The following is a 19,231-nucleotide window of genomic DNA, read 5'->3' as shown; positions in this document are numbered from 1 at the left end:
GTTCTTCTGGAAGGTCCGCGCACATGCCCGCTTCATCTACCCTGCTACTCCCGCGGGGGTACACCGATAATCGCATCGTCTCGAATCTGACTCGACGCCAATTCGGAATCGGTGCAGGCATCGCCGGATTGGGTGCTTTTCTCGCGGCGTGCGGCGAGAGCGGAAGTAGTGCCGCCGCAAACGAAATGCGCTCGGTGACCACCCCGCTCGGAACGTACGACATTCCCGTCGAGCCCAAGCGTGTGGTCGCGATCGACTCTCGGCTCGATCTCGAACCTGCTGTGGCGCTGGAGCTTCCGCTGGTCGGATACACCTATGCACAGGCCACCCCCTGGGTGCCGGTCGACGCATCGGTGCCTTTCCTGTCCGAAATCCCTAATCGTGAGCAGATTCTTGCGCTCGAACCTGACTTGATCGTGTGCCTGAACTATGAAAGTGAGTGGTGGCCCGTTGGTGAAATGCAGACCATCGCACCGGTTCTCACCACCGAGTTCACCGACGACTGGCGAACCAACCTCACCAGGCTGTCGGGCTGGCTCGGCCGAACCGAGACGCTCGACCAGCTGATTCTCGACTACGACAACCTAATTGCGGATATTCAATCGCGTCATGCCGAGAAGATCGCGTCGAAGACGGTTGCGAGTGTGTCATTCCTGCCGGACACCAACACTCTGTACGTCACCAGTATTCGTACGTCGGAAAAGGGCGACAAGCCCAGCGACATGACGCTCGGCGATATCGGCGGAAAGACCGTCACTGCGGAAGGTCTGGATCCGGAAGGCGGCGTCAGCCTCGAGGGTTTGGACGTACTGGCCGGCGTCGACGGTTTCATGATCACCGAGGACGAGGACAGTGCGGCGTATCAGGCGTTGGTGGCCAGCAAGCTGTGGCAGCGGCTCCCAGCGGTGCAGGCGGGCAACGTCACTAACCTCGGCGGATCGACTTTCTACGGTTCGATCTACACGATTTCGTACGTCGCCCAGGGGTGGGATGCTCTTTACGCCAAAATCAGCTGATGCCGAATCGGTGACTTCTGGAGTCTGCGGCGGTCTAATCAGGGAAGGAGATGTCCTCCAACCCTAGGAGATGGTCATGGACACAGTGCGCTCCGCGGACGGAACAATGATCGCGTACGAACGCTCCGGCGCAGGACCAGCAGTGGTTCTTGTCGCCGGAGCGTTCTGCGATCGGCAGTGGTTCGACTCCCTGGCCGCAGAGCTGGCAGCAGATTTCACCGTGTACTCCTACGACAGGCGTGGTCGCGGAGACAGCGGCGACGGCAGTGCATATTCCATCGGGGCCGAGGTGGAGGACTTGCGCGCCGTTATCGCCGCTACTGGGGAGGTGCCGCTGGTCTACGGGCTTTCGTCGGGTGCCGCACTGGCGTTGGAAGCTGCGGCGCAGGGCGTTCCGATGAGGAAGCTTGCCGTCTACGAGGCGCCGTACATGGACGAAGGTCAGTCGGATGCGGCCGCGCTGGGTGACCTCTGGCGATTGGTTGCCGCCGGGGACAAGGAGGGGGCTGTGGTCCGGTTCCTCTCACTGACCGGTGCGTCGTCGCACATGGTCGAGGAGATGAAGCAGAGTTCGGACTGGCCAGGCATGTGCGCCATTGCTCACACCCTGCCGTACGACGTCGCCATCTGTAACCACGGCAGTCAGTCGCTCGATTGGCTGACCTCGGCCGCTGTCCCCGCCTTGGTCATGCACGGCGGTGACAGTGGGCAGTGGGGCCGCTCCTCGGCGGCGCGAATCAGCGAAAGGATCGGGGGAGCAAAGGCGCTGGAGATTCCAGGGCAGGCACACGGTGTGTCCGACGATGCAATGGTGCCGGTGTTGCGCGAGTTCTTTTCCTGAAGCCGCCGATCGTCAACCCGGGGTTGACGATTCTCGTGCGTCAACTTATGGTTGACGCATGGGTGATCCAGTGAAGATGACAAACCAAGTCCGTCTCGACGACCTCATCGCCGCCATCAAGAAAGTTCACACCGACGCGTTGGATCAATTGTCCGACGCAATGGTTGCCGCTGATCATCTCGGTGAAGTAGCTGATCACCTGATCGGTCACTTCGTAGACCAGGCGCGGCGCTCAGGCGCGTCGTGGACCGACATCGGTCGGAGCATGGGCGTCTCCAAACAAGCCGCGCAGAAGCGTTTTGTGCCGAAAGCGGCTGGTGAGGGCAAGCTGATGGTTCCCGAAGACGGTTTCAGTCGGTTCACGGTTCGTGCCAAGAATGTGGTGATGGCTGCGCAGAACGAAGCCCGAGCGGCCGGTAATGCGGAGATTCGACCCGAACATCTTGTTCTCGGGCTCCTGGCCGAACCGGAAGCGTTAGGACCGCAGGCAATTGCAGCGCAGGGGATCGAACCTGCCGCAGTCCGCACGGCCATCGTAGAGGCTTTGCCTGCGGCCGAATCAGAGGAGTTGCCGCAACTCATCCCGTACGACGCTCAATCCCGGAAGGTTCTCGAACTGACCTTCCGTGAGGCTCTTCGCTTGGGGCACAACTACATCGGAACCGAACACATCTTGCTAGCACTGCTGGAACTCGAGGACGGTTCCGGTGTTCTGAGCGACCTCGGCGTCGACAAAGCTGTCGCGGAATCGAATATCGAGGCCGCGGTGGCTGCTGTGATCGAAGCCCGTGCGGACGATCAAGAGCAGTAGGAGAAACAGAAGAGGGCCGTACCCTTGCGGGTACGACCCTCTTCTTGTGTCACTGACTAGACAGCGCGCACATTGGTGGCCTGGGGGCCCTTCTGGCCCTGGCCAACCTCGAACTCCACACGCTGGTTCTCGTCGAGCGACTTGTAGCCGTTGCCTGAGATCTCAGAGTAGTGAACGAACACGTCCGGTGTTCCGTCGTCGGGAGCAATGAAACCAAAGCCCTTTTCGCCGTTGAACCACTTCACGATGCCCTGTGCCATACAAATACTCCCTACAAAATCGATCCGGGTTTCACATCGAAGTCCCGATCTCGATTCCCCCATCCTCCCATGCCGCGCAACAGGGCGCACGCCCGCGTGCGAAAACGCACTTCAGATGGGGTGAATCGGGCACATTTACCAGGCAAATGCTTACGATCGGGTAATGGTGAACATCGATCTGACGGCCCGCGCCGCAGTTGTCGGCGGATCCCAACCGCTCCGTGGCATCCTCGAAACTCCCGACACCCCTGGCCCGTGGCCGGGTGTGGTGATGATTCACGAGGCCTTCGGGCTCGACGACGTGATGAGGCGGCAGGCGCAACGCCTCGCCGCCGCCGGCTTTCTGACGTTGGCCGTGGATCTGTACAGCGCGGGTGGGGCGAGGCGCTGCCTCGTACCGACGATGACGTCGATGCTCCGCGGGCAGGGGCGGGCGTTTACCGACATCGGGGTCGCACGAAACTGGCTGGTCGAATCCGCGGACTGCACCGGGAAGATCGGTGTCATCGGATTTTGTATGGGCGGCGGATTCGCGCTGATCAGCGCCGAAGATTTTGACGTCGCTTCGGTCAACTACGGACAGCTCCCGCGAAAACTTGATGCGGCAGTGGCAGATTCATGCCCGCTGGTGGGTAGCTTCGGCGGCAAGGACGTCACCTTGCGGGGTGCGGCGCTGAAACTGGAAACCGCCCTGAACAGGGCCGGCGTCGAACACGACATCAAGGAATATCCGACGGCCGGACACGCGTTCCTCAACGATGCCGAAGCCGGCCCCAAGGTGTTGCGTCCGCTGGAGCGAATCCTCGGGATGGGCCCTGATCCGGTTGCGGCAGAAGATGCTTGGAGGAGAATCGACGCGTTCTTCGGCCGTCATCTGCGCTAGATCAACGGCGGCTAGATCAACGACTTGTTCGTTCTCCGCCGTTGACCGCGATTACCTGACCGGTGATCTGTCCGGCGCCCGCCGAGGCCAGGAAGAGAACTGCGGCAGCGACGTCTTCCGGAGTCCCGGCGCGCTTGGTGCTCGTGGCTTCGATCAGTGCCTCCCGTCGAGCGTCGGTGAGAACGTCACGGAAGAATTCGGTGTCGGCGATGTAGCCGGGAGAAACTATGTTCGCGGTGATTCCCAGTGGACCCAATTCGGCGGCAAGGTCGATATTCCAGGTTGCGACAGCAGCTTTGGCTGCGCCGTAGGCGCCCGCACCTTTGTCTGCGGCGATGGATCCGATAGTGATGACGCGGCCGCCGGGGGTGAGGCGATCGCGGACGGCAGCAGTGGTCAGAACCGCCGACAATAGATTGGAATCGAGATTGGCTCGCCATCCGGCGGCCAAGGTATCGAGATCCGACGGCGCCTCTCGATCGAAGTCCGTGTTACCGCCCGCGCAATGCACTACGACGTCGAGGTTTGCCGGGAGCGTGTCTTGTAGCCGCTTCAGATCCTTCGGGTCAGAGTTGTCGCAGGTTACGGCGTGAACGTTCGAGCCCAGTTCGCTTGCTGTCTGCTCGAGCGGTTCGGTGCGTCGTCCAGTGATGAACACTGTGTCGCTACTCTGAGCGAATGCGGCTGCTACGGCGCGGCCGATGCCGGTTCCGCCGCCGGTGACCAGAACTGTGCGTGTCATGTCTTCCTCCAGTGAGCTACGTTTAGGTCTATACGAGAACGTATCATTTAGATCTAAATGAGGTGCAATGTGACTGGTGGCTTGGACCCTGACGACGACGTCGACGCGATTGCCTTGGCCTGGTTGCGTGAGCGTCCGGGAACTCCGGTCGAGGGGATCGGCATCGTGACCAGGCTGTGGGCGTGCGCAAAACTCCTCGGTGAGGACCGACGGCGAATCCTTGCCGCCGCGGGCGCAGATACGGCAACGCTTGATCTGCTGAGCGTCTTGCGGAGAGCTGGCGAGCCGTATCGATTGACGACCCGTCAGATCACCGAACGGACCGGAGTGACGGCAGGCGCAATTTCACAAAGGCTGGCTCGGGCTGAAGCTGCCGGTTTGGTGGAGCGGTCGGCGAAGTCGGGATCGAGGGTTGTCGACGTGTCGCTGACGGCTGCGGGGCATGAGGTGGTGGAGCAATTGGTCGACCGTGTGCTCGGCCGCGAGGCCGACTTGGTTTCGGTGCTGTCTGCTCCCCAGCAGGCGCAACTCACGGAGTTGTTGCGGATCTTCTTGAGCGGACTGCATGGCGAACTAGGGGATCCGGGTGCGATGCATGTCGGAGCCCCTGGACAACTCAGTTAATGGTGATTATCTTAATTTGATCATTGGCTGACAGCCCAGGAGGCACTGTGACCGACCGTTTTCCGCAAGTAGAGCTGGCCGACGTGCCCGAGGATATCGCTGCCAAAATCCTTGCTGTTCAGGAAAAATCAGGGTTCGTGCCCAACGTGTTCCTGATGTTCGCGCGTCGTCCGGCAGAGTTTCGGGCCTTCTTCGACTACCACGACGCGATCATGCTCAAGGAAGACTCGGCGCTCACCAAGGGTGATCGTGAAATGATCGTTACCGCCATCTCAGCGGCGAACAAATGCACGTACTGTGTGGTCGCGCACGGTGCGATCCTGCGCATCTACGAAAAGAAGCCGCTGGTTGCCGATCAGGTGGCAGTGAACTATCGGACAGCGGAGATCTCCGATCGTCAGCGGGCGATGCTCGACTTCGCATCCAAGGTCAACTCCGCGTCGCACGAGATCTGCGATGCGGATTTCGAGGCGTTGCACAAGCACGGCTTCGGTGACGAGGACGCCTGGGACATCGCTGCTGTTACCGCGTTCTTCGGCCTGAGCAACAGAATGGCCAGTTTCTCGGGGATGATGCCGAATCCGGAGTTCTATCTGATGGGCCGGGTGGCTCGTTCCTGAATTGGCGCGCACAGCAAAAGGCCCGTAGGTTGCTTGCGCAACCTACGGGCCTTCACTTTGTAGCGGGGACAGGATTTGAACCTGCGACCTCTGGGTTATGAGCCCAGCGAGCTACCGAGCTGCTCCACCCCGCGTCGGTGTGAAACCAACCTTACACTACAAAAACGGGTGCAATTACCAACCCACGTTCAGGCCCCGGTGTGGGTGCTCTCCGCGTAGTACCCACGGATGTGACCGGTGATGCGTTCGCGCGCCAACTCAGGATCTCCGGCCTGCACGGCGTCGACTATTCCGCGGTGTTCATTTCGGAGCCGGCAGCACGTGGTTGGCCAGCACTCCAGGTTCACTCCGGAGAGGACGTACGCCTCGATGGATTCGCGCAGCCCCGTCATCATGGCCGCGACAACCTGGTTGCCGGCAGCATCGGCCAGCGCAACGTGGAATTGTGCGTCGAGGATCAGGAACTCGTGTGCGCTGAGATCAAAGTTGTCCATGGAGTCGAGTAATTCGACAGCGGCTCCCAGGTCCGGTGTGGGTTGCGTCCGCGCAAGTTCCTGCATGACCTCGGCTTCGAGAACCAGGCGCGTCTTCACTACATCTGTCACCGGAAACCCTTGTGCGGCAACTTGCATCCGCATCAGCATGGTCATGCCGCCGGTAGGGCGGGCCACGATCATCGCGCCGGAGGTCGGGCCGGATCCCGTCTGGGCTTTGAGTAGTCCGAGTGCTTCCATGACGCGTAGAGCCTCGCGTACCGATGATCGGCCGACGCCGAGTTCGGCCGCCAGAATGCGCTCACCCGGAAGCCGCTGACCCGGGACGACTTCTCCCGAGGTCAGCCGCTTCTCCAGGTGCGTCAGTACTTGTTCCCACGCGCGTGGACTCGAATCGGAGGGCATGAGCCAAGAGCCTAGGTGGCGCTTACGGGAGCATCCACGACAGGACCGGTGTGGACTGCAGATACACGAGCGTGCAGAGGATCAGCAGCATGCTGAGGCTGTATCCGATGACTTTGCGCAGCAGGATGGGCTCGCTGCCCACCTGGCCGACTGCGGTCGCGGCGATCGTCAGGTTTTGGGGGCTGACCAGCTTTCCTACGACACCACCCGATGTATTGGCCGCGACCAACAATGTCGGATCGATGCCCGCGGTTTGTCCAGCAACCTGCTGCAGCTTGGCGAACAGGGCGTTTGCAGAGGTGTCTGAACCGGTCACGGCTGTACCGAGCCAGCCGAGCATGGGAGAGAAGAAGGCAAATGCAGCGCCGGTGCCGGCCAGCCAGGTGCCGATCGAGACGGTCTGTCCGGACTGGTTCATGACGTAGCTCAAGCCGAGCACAGTGGCGACCGTCGCAATGGCCAGACGCATCTTCACGACTGTTGTACCGAACGTGGTCAGCGATTGCCCGGCGGTCAACGGGAATCGTCCGCCGTGAGTCCAGAATCCGTACACGGCTGTGACGATGATGCCGCAGATCAAGAGCAGCGTGCCGGGGTTCGACAGCCACGAGAACGTGTAGATCGCGCTCGACGAGGGAGTTCCCGTGTCGGTCAGCAGATTTCCGTACAGACCTGGCCATTCGACCTTGCGATCGGTCTTGCTCAGCCAGGCGGGGAGGTCGAATCCGGCGGTCCAGAGTTTGGCGACGCCGAAGACCACGACTACGAGAAGGTAGGGGAAAAGTGCCAGGAAGGTTCTTGACGGACTGAGCTTTTCGGGTTCGACCTTGGAACGCTGATCGTCGGGAGTGGCGGGATGCCAGAAGCGGAGCATCGTGACCGCAGCCGCGAGGCCGGCGAGAGATGCGACGACGTCGGTCAATTCGTACGAGAAGTGGCTGGAGCACCAGAACTGTGCGAGCGCAAAAACGGCGCCGGTGACCAATGCGATGGGCCAGACCTGCTTCATTCCGCGTTTTCCGTCAACCAGGAACAGAAGCAGAAGCGGTACGAACAGTGCCAGGATCGGAGTCTGACGACCGACGACGGCTGCGATCTCGGTAGCGGGAATGCCCGTCAGGTTGCCGGCCGTCGTGATCGGAATTGCCATGGCGCCGAAGGCAACCGGTGCAGTATTGGCGACCAGGACGGTCACGGCCGCGCGGATCGGCGGCATACCGAGTGCGATGAGCATGGCGCCGGTAATAGCGACGGGGGCTCCGAAACCTGCGAGCGCTTCGAGCATTCCGCCGAAGCAGAATGCGATGAGCATTGCCTGCACGCGCATATCGCCCCGGCCCACGGTATTGAAGACGCGTCTCAAGTCTTCGAAACGTCCACTGACGACTGTCAATTCGTAGAACCAGATGGCGGTGACCACGATCCACATGACCGGAAAGAGCCCGAAGGTGATGCCTTGGAGAGCCGAGAGTGCTGTCAGCGACGTGGGCATGTCGAAGCCGACGACAGCCACGATCGCGGCAACTGCCAGCGCGCCGAGTCCGGAGTACCAGGCTTTGAGTTTGAATCCGGTCAGAAGGACGAAGAACGTCGCCAGGGGAAGCAGCCCGACGAGCGCCGACGCGGTCAACGACCCGCCGATCGCGGTAGTGGACGGTGTGAAAGTCACCGCGAGTAGCTCGGTAGCCACTGGTATCTCCTGACAGACGGTCTGAATGACGGTTTGTGTGGTCGGACCACAGGAACGTACACCATGACCCGGCTCACAATCGAGCATTGTGTGGATTTTTTGTTTTTTCGGGGTATTCGGGTTCCTTGTGGCGCTGACCGTGCTTTACTGTGGTCTGACCACACCGAAAGATTGCGGAGATCACATGCGAGTAGCGCTGTTCGCCACCTGCATCGGAGACACGATGTTTCCTGATGCGGCCAAGGCCACCGCCCTCCTGCTCACCCGTCTTGGGCACGACGTCGTGTTTCCGCCCGGACAGACCTGCTGCGGGCAGATGCACGTCAACACCGGCTATCAGCCGGGCGCGCTGCCGCTGGTCGCGAACTACGCCGATACGTTCGGTGATGCGTCGATCGATGCCGTTGTCGCACCATCGGGATCGTGCGTCGGTTCGATCCGTCATCAACACGAGATCGTCGCCGAGCGGTACGGCACCGCGTCACTGTGCGGGCAGGTGCAGGCGGTGAAGGCAAAGACGTACGAACTCTCCGAATTTCTCGTCGATGTTCTGGATATCACGGATGTCGGCGCGTACTTCCCGCACCGGGTCACCTATCACCCGACCTGTCACTCACTGCGCATGCTGCGAGTAGGCGACAAGCCGCTCCAGTTGCTGCGCAACGTTCGCGACATCGACCTGGTGGAACTCCCCGAAGCCGATTCCTGCTGCGGATTCGGCGGCACGTTTGCCATCAAGAACGCCGAGACGTCGACGGCCATGTTGGCCGACAAGATTCGCCATGTGGCCGACACCGGCGCAGAGTTCTGCAGCGCCGGAGATTCGTCCTGTCTCATGCATATCGGCGGCGGAATGTCGCGACTGCAGATGGGTGCCAAGACCATTCACCTCGCTGAGATCCTGGCATCTGTGGAAAGCCGGGTGCACGCATGAGCGCCGTGACGCTGGGTCTACCCAGCTTTCCCCCGAGGTCGCCCGAAGGTGCGGGATTTCTGCGCGGAACCGAAAAGTTCCCCGTCGCAGCGCATCACGAGCTGGCCAATGCGCAACTACGACGCAATATCGGCAAGGCCACGCACACCATTCGCGCCAAGCGCCTCAATGTAACGGGTGAGCTTCCGGACTGGGAAGAGTTGCGCGACGCCGGATCTGCAATCAAAACCGACGTCATGGCGCGGTTGCCTGAACTCCTCGAACAGTTCGAAGCTGCGGTCATCGCTCGCGGCGGACACGTTCACTGGGCGGCAGATGCCAACGAGGCCAACTCTATTGTGACCGAGCTTGTCAAAGCTACCGGCTCCGACGAGGTCATCAAGGTCAAGTCGATGGCAACGCAGGAGATCGGACTCAACGAACACCTCGAAACCCAGGGAATTTTGGCGTACGAGACCGATCTAGCCGAACTGATCGTCCAACTCGGCCACGACAAACCGTCGCACATCCTGGTTCCCGCGATCCATCGCAATCGATCCGAGATTCGGGAGATCTTCCTGCGTGAGATGCCGGATGTGGACCCCGATCTCGGGGACAATCCGGCCGACCTTGCCGGCGCTGCGCGAAAGTTCTTGCGCCACAAGTTCATGACCACCCCGGTAGCTATCTCGGGTGCAAACTTCGGAATCGCGGACACCGGCACGCTCACCGTCGTGGAGTCCGAGGGTAACGGACGCATGTGCCTGACGCTGCCGAAAACTCTCATCACCGTGATGGGCATCGAAAAGATCCTGCCGACATATCAGGATCTCGAGGTTTTCCTCCAACTTCTCCCGCGGTCCTCGACGGGTGAGCGGATGAACCCGTACACCTCGATGTGGACCGGTGTCACGCCCGGTGACGGCCCACAGGAGTTTCACCTTGTGCTGCTCGACAACGGCCGCACAGCCGCCTTGGCCGACAAGATCGGCCGCGAGGCGCTCAACTGCATTCGGTGCTCGGCCTGCCTCAACGTGTGCCCTGTCTACGAGCGCACGGGTGGACACGCTTACGGATCAACGTATCCGGGACCGATCGGCGCAGTGCTCACACCGCAGCTGGCCGGGATGCACGGCAAAGACGACCCCAACTCGACGCTTCCCTTTGCCTCGAGCCTGTGTGGCGCATGCTTCGACGCCTGCCCGGTCAAGATCGATATCCCTTCGCTGCTTGTCGAATTGAGACACCAGAAGGTGGAACAGGCCGGTGTGACGGCTGAATCGGTGGCGATGAAGGCAGCCTCGTTCGCGATGTCCTCGTCGACGCGCTGGACTGCCGCGCAGAAGGCCGCTGGGCTGGGCCGCATCGTAGCCGGCAAGAAGGGCAAGATCTCGACGCTTCCGCCGCCGCTGAACGGCTGGACCGCGGCCAGGGATATCCCGGCGCCGCCCAAGCAGACCTTCCGGTCCTGGTGGGACTCCGACGAAGGCCGAGCAGCGCTGGACGAGGCTCGTCGCGAAGGTAAGGCAGGCAAATGAACTCACGCGAAGTGGTGCTCGGACGTATCCGTGACGCCATCACACTGGCTCCGGCTCGCGATGCCGAAATCCCGCGCCACTACCGCACCGGCAGAACCTTGCCCGATACCGAGCGCATCGAGCTTCTTGTCGACCGTTTGGTGGACTACAAGGCGCATGTCTATCAGTGCAGCACAACAGATATCGTGGAGACGATCAACGGCATTCTCATCGCGAACGATCTGAAAACCGTGGGTATACCTGTCGGCCTTGACCGCTCCTGGGTTGCAGGCTTCAGCGGCGAACTGGTGGTCGACAGCTCCGAGGTGCCTGCGCCGGAGCTCGAGAGACTGGACGCGGTGGTTACGGGGTCCAGAGTGTCCTGCGCCGAGACCGGCACCATTTTTCTCGATGCCGGTCCGGATCAGGGGCGTCGCGCATTGACTCTGGTGCCTGATACCCACATTTGCGTCGTTCATCGCGCAAGCGTGGAAGTTGGTGTGCCCGAGGCGATGGCAAAGCTGACCCCCGAACGGCCCACCACCATGATCAGTGGGCCGTCGGCAACTTCCGATATCGAACTCGAACGCGTCGAAGGTGTTCACGGCCCACGAAATCTGCATGTCGTGATCGTCGACTGAGGGGGTCAATCGAGGTCGCCGAACTTCCCTTCGACTGCCGCCACGTTGATCGCGTCGCGTAGCCGTGGGCAGCTGCGCATCGGGGCGATGTCATGCGTCGCGGTTGCGGGAACGCCGAGTTCAGTGCAGTGGGACAGCGTCGCCGCGTCCCACTGCACCGTTGTGTGGTGCCAACTGAACTTCTCCACCACAACCTCGGCCGAGCATGTCCCACAGGTGATCTGAACAGCCTCGCTCACTGACGTGCTGCCATGTTGTCGGCAACCTCTTGTCGCCACGACTCGACGGGACGTGTGGTGTCGAGTTCGTATTCGAAGCGGGCCACCATGTCCGGGCTGATGTCGGCGACGTCGACGTAGAACTGCTCGTACCAACGGCGAAGCTGGTACACCGGCCCGTCCTGTTCGCAGAGGAGTGGATTGTCGATGCGTGCCTTGTTCTTCCAGATCTCGACGTCCTGCTCGAAACCGGTGCTGATGAACCCGCTCATGCTCTCGGCCATACTGGTCGCGGCTTCACCGTCGAGATGCTCGGAGTTCTTGACGATCACGCCGTACGTCAACACGAAACTGTTCTCGTCGATCGGGTAATGGCAATTAAGCAGAATCGACTCGATATCGAAGTTCTCGTAGTGGTACGTCAACTCGTCGATCATGAACGACGGGCCGTAATACGCTGCCGAAGAACTGTTTCCGGACAGTTTCGGTTCACCGGCCGCGGCGGGCCGACGAAAATCGTCACGGCCAACGCCGTTCATGTACTGAGCCGCGACGTGGCCTTCGAAGACATTCTTGAAGTACGTCGGAAATGACTTGTGGATGTAGAAGAAGTGGGCCATGTCGACGTTATTGTCGATGAGTTCGCGGCAGTTCGTGTTGACGACGATCTGCTTGAAGCCCTTCCAGTCCGTCCACTCGTCGGACAGTGCGCCGAGAATGCGCGGCGGTGCTACCTCTGGCGGCGGGGGATTGCCTTCGGGGTCGTTGTAGACGAACAGCATTCCGTCCTGATCGAGCGTCGGCCAGGAGCGAGTTTTGGCCAGCGGAGGTACACGGCGGGCGTAGGGGATTCCTGTGCATTTACCATTGCCGCCCCAACGCCAGTCGTGGAATGGGCACGCTACCGAATCGCCCTTGACCTCACCTTGCGACAGATCGCCACCCATGTGGCGGCAGTAGGCGTCCAGCACCTTCAGGTCACCACTCTCGCCGGCAAAGACGACCAGCTTGGTGCCGAAAGCGTTGATCGAGTGTGGTTTTCCGTCGTTGAATTCGCGAGAGAGGCCAAGACAGTGCCAGCCGCGAGCAAATCGGGTGGGGGCGTCGCCGGCCTGAATCTCGCGGATAGCGTCGTCTGAGTCGGGTACTGATGTTGTCATTGTGAGGCTCCTTTGGTCGAATACTGTTCGAGCGATGCGTGATCAGCCGGTGACGCGGGCAGCGTTACCGGCGTCGACCGGCATGACTGTTCCGCTGATGTGGGCGCTGCCCTCGGCAGCGAAGAAGAGCACCGCGCGCGTGATCTCGAAGGGATCAAGCCAGGCAACAGGCTGGCTGTGCAGTGACCGGAAGATGGGTTCCACATCGTCGGCGGTGGGGGATTCGAGGTCGGGGCGCATGTGCCGATAGAGCTTGTCGTTGTGGATCATGGGAGTGCTGATATTCCCTGGCGCAACAACATTGACGGTGATTCCGTGCTGCGCGAGATCGAGCGCAGAACTCTTGCTCAGCCCGATGACGCCCCACTTGGACGCGACGTAGGCTGCGGTGTTTGTCGCACCTTGGCGGCCGAGCATCGACGAGATGGTGATGATCCGGCCGTATCCGCGTTCGATCATCCCCGGTGCTACGGCGCCGATGGTATTGAACACTCCGGTGAGATTGCTTCCGATTGTTTCGTCCCACAGCGCTGTCGAGGTTGCTTGGACGGCACCCATTGCGGACACTCCGGCGTTGGCGACAGCGATGTCGATACGGCCGAATTCTGAGATTCCCTGCGCTACCGCGCTGTCCATCGCAGCTCGATCAGCCACATCGGCCCGTACGATCAGCGCGCGGCGTCCGGTCTTCTCGATCAGCCGTGCGGTTTCGTCCAGGTCCTCGACAGTTGCCATGGGGTATGTGACGGTCTCACGATTTTCGCACCGATCGACAATGACGACGTCGGCGCCTCGCTCGGCAAAAGACACTGCGTGAGAACGTCCTTGGCCTCGTGCGGCTCCCGTGATCAGTGCAACTTTGCCTTCGAATTCGTCCACGGTGATTCCTCTCGTCCTCTTGGGCAGTTAGTGCCGTACTCGAATCAGTAAGCCAAAGGCTCTGTATGGACAGTCGGTGCATCTCGACTATCGAGATGGAGCAGGTCAAACGGCTGCTGCTAGGTCGTCGGCGGCCTTCCTGACCAGTGGCGTGACTCGGTCGAGATGAACCTTCTCAGCCTCGCCCGCGACACACAGTGACACCACCGCGCCGTCGGGAGTTCTTATCGCGCAACCCAAGCTGGAGATTCTTCCGGAACCGAACCCCGTGACCCTCCCGGTCGATTGATAGGCGATGCCGTGCGACGTGCGAATACGTGCAAGTTCGGCGTGCAGGGCATCCAATTCTCGAGGGTCGTCGGAAGGTACAGCAGCAAGGTTTCTCTCGATCATCGGATCGACTTCTTCCGGGGAAAGCAGAGCCAGCATGGAACGCCCACCCGCGCCGCGGTGCGCGGGAAATCGTGCACCGACGCGTGAGCGCAACGCGGCGGCGAGCGGTCCACCCATCTTGTCCAGAAAGTACTCGTGTCCACCGTGGAGAACACCGAGATGAATCACCATGCCGGTGCGCAGATAGAGCTCGCGAATGATGTCGTTGGCCGCAATACGCACATGCGCTTGCGCCACTTCCGGGCCGACCGTGCCCAGCGCCCGAGGGCCGAGGCGGTACGCACGATCGTGTCGCATGAGCCAATCCAGTTCGACCATCTCCAGGAGAATCCGGTGGGTAGTCGATCGCGGCAAACCGGTCCGCAGTGCCAGTTCTTCGAGGTTGAGCCGCTCGTGCGGTGAGGTGTATGCATCGACAATCGACGTCACGCGAGCCAACATGGATTCTCGGGTAGCTCGCCTGACCTTGGAGGTTGTGACCGTTCCATTCACGACTTTGGTGTCCTCAACTGCGTCGGAGGCAGGGAGTATCCCGCCACTCGCTGACAACAGTGGCGGTGATGCAGGACACATTCAAACGTCAGTCCCGGTGTTCGGAAGTCGAGTGCGAGGTGCGGCGCAGAGGACGTCGTCTCGACTTCCTTTCCCGCTCCCGTTGTCCGGGAGTCGACGACCTCGCCCAGTCGCAGTCGCATTACCGTCCGTGGAATGACACAACTGTTGGCAGGCAAGGTCGTTTTAATTACCGGAGCAGCGCGGGGTCAGGGCCGCAATCATGCGATTCGACTCGCTCAGGAAGGTGCCGACGTCATCGCCGTCGACGTGTGTGCGTCCGTCTCCGAGGACGTGGGTTACGCAGCTGCAACCGAGGCCGACCTCGAAGAAACGGCGCGCCTCGTTCGAGCCGAGGGGCGCGAGATCGTCACCGCGGTAGCGGATGTGCGTGACCTCGAGGCTCTGCGCGCGGCAGTGGCGTCAGGCGTCGAGAAGTTCGGTCGCCTCGACGTCGTGATCGCGAATGCCGGTATCGCAACGTGGAATCGGTTCTGGGAGATGCCGGAAGAGCAGTGGTCGACGCTGGTGGACATCAATCTCAATGGTGTCTGGCGCACGATGGCTGCTGCGGTTCCCGCGATGATCGAGGCCGGCAACGGTGGTTCCATTGTGCTTGTCAGCAGCGCTGCCGGCGTCGCCGAAGCGCCCGGTTGTGCGCACTACTCGGCGGCCAAGCACGGCCTCGTGGGCTTGGCCCGCACTGCAGCAACGGAATTGGGTAGCTTCGACATTAGAGTCAACAGCATTCACCCCGGCGCGGTGGAGACCGAGATGGGCAACGATCCCAACGTCGGCAAGGTGCTCACAACGCATCCCGAGTACATGAATTCCTACAAGTGGCCCCTCACCTCCGTTCCGCGCACGACGGTCGAGGACATCTCCAATGCGGTGGTCTACCTCGCGACAGATCTCTCCCGCGCAGTCACCGGAACGAAGATCGTCATCGATATGGGTCAGACCATGGCGTAATCGCACTCAGAGCAGATTGAACTGCGCCACCTCGATGGTGTTTTCGACTGCTTCGGACAGTGTGCGGATACGTTCGTCGGCGCCTGGCGCGGTCAATATCGCCAGGCGGTCGGCGTCGCCCATCGGAATGCTGCAGGCCAGGGCGTACAGCCGCGAACCCAACGGATCCAATGCAGACGGTGGGGCAGGCATTCGTGGAGTCTGTTCCCCGGCCCGCAGCGCAAGCTTTCCCAACATTCCGTACATGAACTCGATGCGCTCGAGCAAAGAGTCGTATTCGTAGGCGGTGACCGGTGTTCCGTTGTTCTCGTCCGGCCATAATTCGACCTCCGCAAGCGGATAAGGATCATCCGGTAGCCACTGTTTGACGCGAATTCGGTCTTCCGTCCGGCAGTACAACTGATACCGCCCGGCACCCATCTCGACATGGGATTCTATGCGTGCCAATGTGCCGACATCGTGGCGTGATTCCCCTCCGCCCACCTCGTGACCTCGAGCGATGAGGACAACTCCGAACAGTGGACCGTCGGCGGCCGCGAGAACGTTCTCGACCAGCGCCCGGTACCGGGGCTCGAAGATGTTGAGCGGCAATAATTCACCCGGTAGCAACGCGGAGCCGAGCGGGAACATCGGGAAGATAGGCATCAGGGAATTCTCAACCTCGGAATCGGAGGGGCGGGGAAATCTCCGGGACGATCGATCTCTGCGATCAAATGCTCGGACCATGTCAGTAAACCTGCAATGTCGAGGTCGTGGGGACTTTCGATCTCGTAGTGCCTGATCCGATCGTGCCCCTGGGTCAGCAGCGATACCGCGCCGGTGGTGTTGCCGCGCAGCAAGTGCGTGAGCCCGACGGCAAGTTGGGCCATTCCCTGCCACAGGTCGCGCTCCTCGGCGGGTGCGTTTTTCCACGTTCCTTCGAGAATCTCGTGTGCGTGAAACGGCATCCCGTGATCGAGGAGGCGTTGTGCCTCGGTGATCGCCTCGTCCGGCGGTAAACGCACGTCGTCCGGAATTCGGGGAACACCGTCAGCGGAATCGCGAGGCAGAGGGCGCCCGAGACCGTCGCGCGGGCGTGCGTTGAGTGGCTTTCCGCCGACATCGCGGTCGCGTTCGGACATAAACTTCAGCCTAGCGGCAGCTCGTCGGAGTGCCTGCCAAAAGTTTTTTCGCGTCGTCTGTCGATTTGAGGAAGAACCGTTCGTCGTCATGTTGTAAGGCAAGAAAGCCGGAAGAGAAACAACAGACCAGGGAGTTCAGCCATGAAGTACATGTTGCTCATCTACACCGCACCCGGCGGAGACACCGAACCTCAGTGCACGATGGAGGACTGGGAGATCTACGACAAGGAAATGAAGGACGCCGGCATCTGGGTGTCCGGCGATGCCCTCGCCGACCTGACCACTACGACGACGGTTCGGGTCTCGCCGTCCGGGGAAAAGACCGTCACCGACGGGCCGTTTGCCGAAACCCGCGAGATCCTCGGCGGCTACGACGTCATCGACGTTCCCGACCTCGATGCCGCCCTGGCCTGGGCTGCTCGATGCCCCGGCGCCCGTGACGGTGGCAGCGTCGAGGTGCGTCCGCTGGCCGGGTTCGGGGACTGATTCGCCGTGGACGAGCAGGCTGAGAACTCGGTCGAGTCAGTGTTCCGGGAGGAACGTGGACGACTCTTGGCCTCGCTCGTCCGCCGTTTCGGTGATCTGGATCTGGCCGAAGAGGTCACCTCCGAAGCCGTCGAGGCTGCGTTGGTGCATTGGCCGGTGGACGGAGTGCCCGCAAAACCCGGCGCGTGGCTGCTGACCACGGCGCGTCGCAAAGCCGTCGACCGGCTTCGGCGTGATCAGGCCTATGCGGCGCGATTGGCCGTGATGCAGGTGGACGCCGATCGTGCCGACCCTGCGCCGCCCGTGGTCGACGGGGAACTTCCCGACGAGCGGTTGCAGCTCTTCTTCACCTGCTCACATCCCGCACTCGCGGAAGATGACCGGATCGCCCTCACCTTGCGTTGCCTCGGCGGATTGACGACGCCTGAAGTTGCCCGCGCCTTCCTGGTGCCTTCGGCGACGATGGCGCAGCGGATAGTGCGCGCGAAGAAGAAGATCCGTCAGGCTCGGATTCCCTTCCGAACTCCCAGCGCCGAAGAACTCCCGGAGCGTCTTCCGGGTGTTCTGCAGGTGATCTATTCGGTGTTCACCGAGGGGTACGCCGCCAGCTCGGGTCCGGATCTGCAACGTATCGACTTGGCGGTTGAGGCGATCAGGCTGGCGAGGATCTTGCGCGCATTGCTTCCCGATGAGCGCGAGATTGCGGGACTGCTGGCGTTGATGCTTCTCGTCCACGCGCGTCGGGATGTCCGCACCGACACCGGTGGCGGGATCGTGCTCCTCGACGATCAAGATCGCGGGTGCTGGGACCAGCCGATGATCGAGGAAGGCAGCGACCTCGTCGTGGTCGCGTTGACCGGGGGAGCGCCTGGTCCGTACGGAGTGCAGGCCGCAATCGCGGCGTTGCACGACGAGGCAGTGGATGTGGAGAGCACCGACTGGCCGCAGATCTGCGCGCTGTACGGAGTGCTTCTGAGCCTGACTCCGTCACCTGTCGTGGCTGTTAATCGCGCTGTGGCGCTGTCGATGCGCGACGGCGATGAGGCGGGATTGATGGCTCTGGAGGACCTGTCCGCGGAGCCTAAGCTTGTCGACTATCACCCGTATCACCTCGCGCGCGCCGAACTACTCGCGCGGTTGGGGCGCATCGATGCAGCCGAATCCGCGTACCGGCGAGCTCTGAAACTGGTTGGTACGGAACCAGAGCGGGCCTACTTGGAGCGTCGTCTCGGGGAGATAGTGGAGTAGCTACTTCGCGCTCGCGCCGACCATCCGTAAGGCCAAGTCTCCGTACAGCTTTCCGATGTCTTCCGGATTCGTGTAGTTGCCGGCCGGGAACCAGCGGCACACGTCGACGCACAGGGACATCAGTGCGAGCGTGACACCTTCTGCGTCGGGGATCGTGAAATCGCCAGACTGCACTCCGGCGTTGACGACTTCCCTGACCACTCGCGTCGTGCTGCGGCGAAGGGCGACGACAGTCCGGTAGTGCTCGGGGGTGAGTGCGGTGAGTTCGTATTGGACGACGCGCGCGAGTGAATGGTGCCCGGCCTGCCAACTGGCGAAGGTGCTGACCAGTTCACGCAGGCGAACCGCCGGTTCTTCACCCGGTCGGTCAGCGCTCTCGACAACCTTCAACGCTTCGGTGTGGCCTTCGTAGCTGATCGCGAAAAGCAGCTCTTCTTTCGAGCGGTAGTGCGGATACATGGCGGCGGGACTCATGTCGAGGCGCGCGGCGATGTCACGGGTAGTGGTGCCCCCGTACCCGGCGGAGGCAAACGCGTCGACGGCGGCAGCACGGATGCGGGCTGCAGCTTTGGAGGGGCTGATCACCACGTCAGGTGAATCGCTCACAGTTCCTCCAGGTGTCACGGATGTCGGATGTTGACAATATCGCGCTCTCGAACCACTATAAGCAAGTGCTTAGATTCTAAGCATGCGCTTAGATTGGTCGTCACGTGCGGGAACGCCGCACCGAAAGGAAGCAACTCCT

Annotated in this window: 23 protein-coding genes and 1 tRNA gene; 12 read left to right on the top strand and 12 right to left on the bottom strand. The window is 61.4% G+C overall.

Annotated elements, in window-relative coordinates; genetic code table 11:
* Positions 1 to 23: 23 nt before the first annotated feature.
* The 3 genes from EEB13_RS28020 (at position 24) to EEB13_RS28010 (ending at position 2,668) form a co-directional block, all read left to right on the top strand.
* The gene (locus tag EEB13_RS28020) at positions 24 to 1,016 is read left to right on the top strand and encodes an ABC transporter substrate-binding protein (RefSeq protein WP_033233456.1); all 993 of its coding nucleotides are present in this window, start codon (positions 24 to 26) and stop codon (positions 1,014 to 1,016) included.
* Positions 1,017 to 1,092: 76 nt separating this feature from the next.
* Positions 1,093 to 1,857 (top strand): alpha/beta fold hydrolase, encoded by a 765-nt coding sequence (locus tag EEB13_RS28015; protein WP_261984664.1) that lies wholly within the window; start codon positions 1,093 to 1,095, stop codon positions 1,855 to 1,857.
* Positions 1,858 to 1,915: 58 nt separating this feature from the next.
* Positions 1,916 to 2,668, top strand: coding sequence for a Clp protease N-terminal domain-containing protein (locus EEB13_RS28010; RefSeq protein ID WP_141486762.1), 753 nt, complete (start codon positions 1,916 to 1,918; stop codon positions 2,666 to 2,668).
* A 56-nt stretch (positions 2,669 to 2,724) separates the two neighbouring features.
* On the opposite strand, the gene EEB13_RS28005 is transcribed toward EEB13_RS28010, so the two are convergent.
* Complete coding sequence (locus EEB13_RS28005) at positions 2,725 to 2,928, bottom strand: cold-shock protein (RefSeq protein WP_003939930.1); 204 nt, start codon at positions 2,926 to 2,928, stop codon at positions 2,725 to 2,727.
* Positions 2,929 to 3,091: 163 nt separating this feature from the next.
* Between EEB13_RS28005 and EEB13_RS28000 the strand changes: the two genes are divergently transcribed.
* Positions 3,092 to 3,811 (top strand): dienelactone hydrolase family protein, encoded by a 720-nt coding sequence (locus EEB13_RS28000; RefSeq protein ID WP_141486761.1) that lies wholly within the window; start codon positions 3,092 to 3,094, stop codon positions 3,809 to 3,811.
* Between the two features lie 16 nt (positions 3,812 to 3,827).
* Here the strand turns inward: EEB13_RS28000 and EEB13_RS27995 are convergent, their stop codons facing one another.
* Positions 3,828 to 4,553 (bottom strand): SDR family NAD(P)-dependent oxidoreductase, encoded by a 726-nt coding sequence (locus EEB13_RS27995; RefSeq protein WP_141486760.1) that lies wholly within the window; start codon positions 4,551 to 4,553, stop codon positions 3,828 to 3,830.
* Positions 4,554 to 4,622: 69 nt separating this feature from the next.
* On the opposite strand from EEB13_RS27995, the gene EEB13_RS27990 reads away from it, so the two are divergent.
* Together EEB13_RS27990 and EEB13_RS27985 are read left to right on the top strand one after the other, a co-directional pair.
* Positions 4,623 to 5,177, top strand: coding sequence for a MarR family winged helix-turn-helix transcriptional regulator (locus EEB13_RS27990; RefSeq protein ID WP_261984663.1), 555 nt, complete (start codon positions 4,623 to 4,625; stop codon positions 5,175 to 5,177).
* A gap of 47 nt (positions 5,178 to 5,224) precedes the next feature.
* Positions 5,225 to 5,797: a peroxidase-related enzyme gene (locus tag EEB13_RS27985; RefSeq protein ID WP_141486758.1), complete on the top strand. Its 573-nt coding sequence runs from the start codon at positions 5,225 to 5,227 to the stop codon at positions 5,795 to 5,797.
* A 60-nt stretch (positions 5,798 to 5,857) separates the two neighbouring features.
* Here EEB13_RS27985 and EEB13_RS27980 read toward each other — a convergent pair.
* The 3 genes from EEB13_RS27980 to EEB13_RS27970 all read right to left on the bottom strand — a co-directional run bounded on the left by EEB13_RS27980 (position 5,858) and on the right by EEB13_RS27970 (position 8,386).
* Positions 5,858 to 5,931: transfer RNA gene (locus EEB13_RS27980), tRNA-Met, on the bottom strand.
* A 54-nt stretch (positions 5,932 to 5,985) separates the two neighbouring features.
* A complete protein-coding gene (locus tag EEB13_RS27975) occupies positions 5,986 to 6,696 on the bottom strand; it encodes a FadR/GntR family transcriptional regulator (RefSeq protein WP_141486757.1) in 711 nt (236 codons plus the stop codon).
* A gap of 22 nt (positions 6,697 to 6,718) precedes the next feature.
* Entirely contained in the window at positions 6,719 to 8,386 is a 1,668-nt protein-coding gene (locus EEB13_RS27970) for an L-lactate permease (RefSeq protein WP_045065149.1), read from the bottom strand.
* Between the two features lie 184 nt (positions 8,387 to 8,570).
* Between EEB13_RS27970 and EEB13_RS27965 the strand changes: the two genes are divergently transcribed.
* Genes EEB13_RS27965 through EEB13_RS27955 form a run of 3 tightly spaced genes read left to right on the top strand, consistent with a single transcriptional unit; the run spans position 8,571 to position 11,457 of the window.
* Complete coding sequence (locus EEB13_RS27965; RefSeq protein ID WP_141486756.1) at positions 8,571 to 9,320, top strand: (Fe-S)-binding protein; 750 nt, start codon at positions 8,571 to 8,573, stop codon at positions 9,318 to 9,320.
* Positions 9,317 to 10,837: a LutB/LldF family L-lactate oxidation iron-sulfur protein gene (locus tag EEB13_RS27960; RefSeq protein WP_045065146.1), complete on the top strand. Its 1,521-nt coding sequence runs from the start codon at positions 9,317 to 9,319 to the stop codon at positions 10,835 to 10,837. Before EEB13_RS27965 ends, EEB13_RS27960 begins: the two co-directional genes overlap by 4 nt.
* Positions 10,834 to 11,457, top strand: coding sequence for a lactate utilization protein C (locus EEB13_RS27955; protein ID WP_033233438.1), 624 nt, complete (start codon positions 10,834 to 10,836; stop codon positions 11,455 to 11,457). The genes EEB13_RS27960 and EEB13_RS27955 overlap by 4 nt, the downstream gene beginning before the upstream one ends.
* Before the next feature lie 5 nt (positions 11,458 to 11,462).
* Here the strand turns inward: EEB13_RS27955 and EEB13_RS27950 are convergent, their stop codons facing one another.
* The 4 genes from EEB13_RS27950 to EEB13_RS27935 form a co-directional block, all read right to left on the bottom strand.
* Positions 11,463 to 11,696, bottom strand: coding sequence for a hypothetical protein (locus EEB13_RS27950; protein ID WP_033233436.1), 234 nt, complete (start codon positions 11,694 to 11,696; stop codon positions 11,463 to 11,465).
* Complete coding sequence (locus EEB13_RS27945; RefSeq protein ID WP_033233432.1) at positions 11,693 to 12,835, bottom strand: Rieske 2Fe-2S domain-containing protein; 1,143 nt, start codon at positions 12,833 to 12,835, stop codon at positions 11,693 to 11,695. The genes EEB13_RS27950 and EEB13_RS27945 overlap by 4 nt, the downstream gene beginning before the upstream one ends.
* A 42-nt stretch (positions 12,836 to 12,877) precedes the next feature.
* Positions 12,878 to 13,714: a mycofactocin-coupled SDR family oxidoreductase gene (locus EEB13_RS27940; protein WP_141486755.1), complete on the bottom strand. Its 837-nt coding sequence runs from the start codon at positions 13,712 to 13,714 to the stop codon at positions 12,878 to 12,880.
* Between the two features lie 105 nt (positions 13,715 to 13,819).
* Positions 13,820 to 14,599: an IclR family transcriptional regulator gene (locus EEB13_RS27935; protein WP_187328638.1), complete on the bottom strand. Its 780-nt coding sequence runs from the start codon at positions 14,597 to 14,599 to the stop codon at positions 13,820 to 13,822.
* 216 nt (positions 14,600 to 14,815) lie between these two features.
* Here EEB13_RS27935 and EEB13_RS27930 point away from each other — a divergent pair, with 216 nt between their 5' ends.
* Complete coding sequence (locus tag EEB13_RS27930) at positions 14,816 to 15,631, top strand: mycofactocin-coupled SDR family oxidoreductase (RefSeq protein WP_141486753.1); 816 nt, start codon at positions 14,816 to 14,818, stop codon at positions 15,629 to 15,631.
* Between the two features lie 6 nt (positions 15,632 to 15,637).
* On the opposite strand, the gene EEB13_RS27925 is transcribed toward EEB13_RS27930, so the two are convergent.
* Both EEB13_RS27925 and EEB13_RS27920 read right to left on the bottom strand, forming a co-directional pair.
* The gene (locus EEB13_RS27925) at positions 15,638 to 16,276 is read right to left on the bottom strand and encodes an LON peptidase substrate-binding domain-containing protein (RefSeq protein WP_141486752.1); all 639 of its coding nucleotides are present in this window, start codon (positions 16,274 to 16,276) and stop codon (positions 15,638 to 15,640) included.
* Positions 16,276 to 16,752 (bottom strand): DUF309 domain-containing protein, encoded by a 477-nt coding sequence (locus EEB13_RS27920; RefSeq protein ID WP_045065112.1) that lies wholly within the window; start codon positions 16,750 to 16,752, stop codon positions 16,276 to 16,278. The genes EEB13_RS27925 and EEB13_RS27920 overlap by 1 nt, the downstream gene beginning before the upstream one ends.
* A gap of 141 nt (positions 16,753 to 16,893) precedes the next feature.
* Between EEB13_RS27920 and EEB13_RS27915 the strand changes: the two genes are divergently transcribed.
* Positions 16,894 to 17,238: a YciI family protein gene (locus EEB13_RS27915; RefSeq protein ID WP_033233427.1), complete on the top strand. Its 345-nt coding sequence runs from the start codon at positions 16,894 to 16,896 to the stop codon at positions 17,236 to 17,238.
* A 6-nt stretch (positions 17,239 to 17,244) separates the two neighbouring features.
* Complete coding sequence (locus EEB13_RS27910; protein WP_141486751.1) at positions 17,245 to 18,486, top strand: RNA polymerase sigma factor; 1,242 nt, start codon at positions 17,245 to 17,247, stop codon at positions 18,484 to 18,486.
* Here EEB13_RS27910 and EEB13_RS27905 read toward each other — a convergent pair whose 3' ends face one another.
* Entirely contained in the window at positions 18,487 to 19,092 is a 606-nt protein-coding gene (locus EEB13_RS27905) for a TetR/AcrR family transcriptional regulator (protein WP_141486750.1), read from the bottom strand.
* Positions 19,093 to 19,231: the final 139 nt, after the last annotated feature.

Source organism: Rhodococcus sp. WS3 (assembly GCF_003797085.1).
Taxonomy (GTDB): Bacteria; Actinomycetota; Actinomycetes; order Mycobacteriales; family Mycobacteriaceae; genus Rhodococcus_F; species Rhodococcus_F globerula.
The sequence above is the reverse complement of the archived record's forward strand: the minus strand, read 5'-3'. Positions and strand labels throughout refer to the sequence as shown.

Excerpts from the sequence above, each read along its gene's own strand:
- EEB13_RS27930 (WP_141486753.1), top strand. The coding sequence starts at position 14,816 with ATGACACAACTGTTGGCAGGCAAGGTCGTTTTAATTACCGGAGCAGCG.
- EEB13_RS28020 (WP_033233456.1), top strand. The coding sequence starts at position 24 with ATGCCCGCTTCATCTACCCTGCTACTCCCGCGGGGGTACACCGATAAT.
- EEB13_RS27915 (WP_033233427.1), top strand. The coding sequence starts at position 16,894 with ATGAAGTACATGTTGCTCATCTACACCGCACCCGGCGGAGACACCGAA.
- EEB13_RS27960 (WP_045065146.1), top strand. The coding sequence starts at position 9,317 with ATGAGCGCCGTGACGCTGGGTCTACCCAGCTTTCCCCCGAGGTCGCCC.
- EEB13_RS28005 (WP_003939930.1), bottom strand. The coding sequence starts at position 2,928 with ATGGCACAGGGCATCGTGAAGTGGTTCAACGGCGAAAAGGGCTTTGGT.
- EEB13_RS28000 (WP_141486761.1), top strand. The coding sequence starts at position 3,092 with ATGGTGAACATCGATCTGACGGCCCGCGCCGCAGTTGTCGGCGGATCC.
- EEB13_RS28010 (WP_141486762.1), top strand. The coding sequence starts at position 1,916 with ATGGGTGATCCAGTGAAGATGACAAACCAAGTCCGTCTCGACGACCTC.
- EEB13_RS27920 (WP_045065112.1), bottom strand. The coding sequence starts at position 16,752 with ATGTCCGAACGCGACCGCGATGTCGGCGGAAAGCCACTCAACGCACGC.
- EEB13_RS27975 (WP_141486757.1), bottom strand. The coding sequence starts at position 6,696 with ATGCCCTCCGATTCGAGTCCACGCGCGTGGGAACAAGTACTGACGCAC.
- EEB13_RS27995 (WP_141486760.1), bottom strand. The coding sequence starts at position 4,553 with ATGACACGCACAGTTCTGGTCACCGGCGGCGGAACCGGCATCGGCCGC.
- EEB13_RS27925 (WP_141486752.1), bottom strand. The coding sequence starts at position 16,276 with ATGCCTATCTTCCCGATGTTCCCGCTCGGCTCCGCGTTGCTACCGGGT.
- EEB13_RS27955 (WP_033233438.1), top strand. The coding sequence starts at position 10,834 with ATGAACTCACGCGAAGTGGTGCTCGGACGTATCCGTGACGCCATCACA.
- EEB13_RS27945 (WP_033233432.1), bottom strand. The coding sequence starts at position 12,835 with ATGACAACATCAGTACCCGACTCAGACGACGCTATCCGCGAGATTCAG.
- EEB13_RS28015 (WP_261984664.1), top strand. The coding sequence starts at position 1,093 with ATGGACACAGTGCGCTCCGCGGACGGAACAATGATCGCGTACGAACGC.
- EEB13_RS27965 (WP_141486756.1), top strand. The coding sequence starts at position 8,571 with ATGCGAGTAGCGCTGTTCGCCACCTGCATCGGAGACACGATGTTTCCT.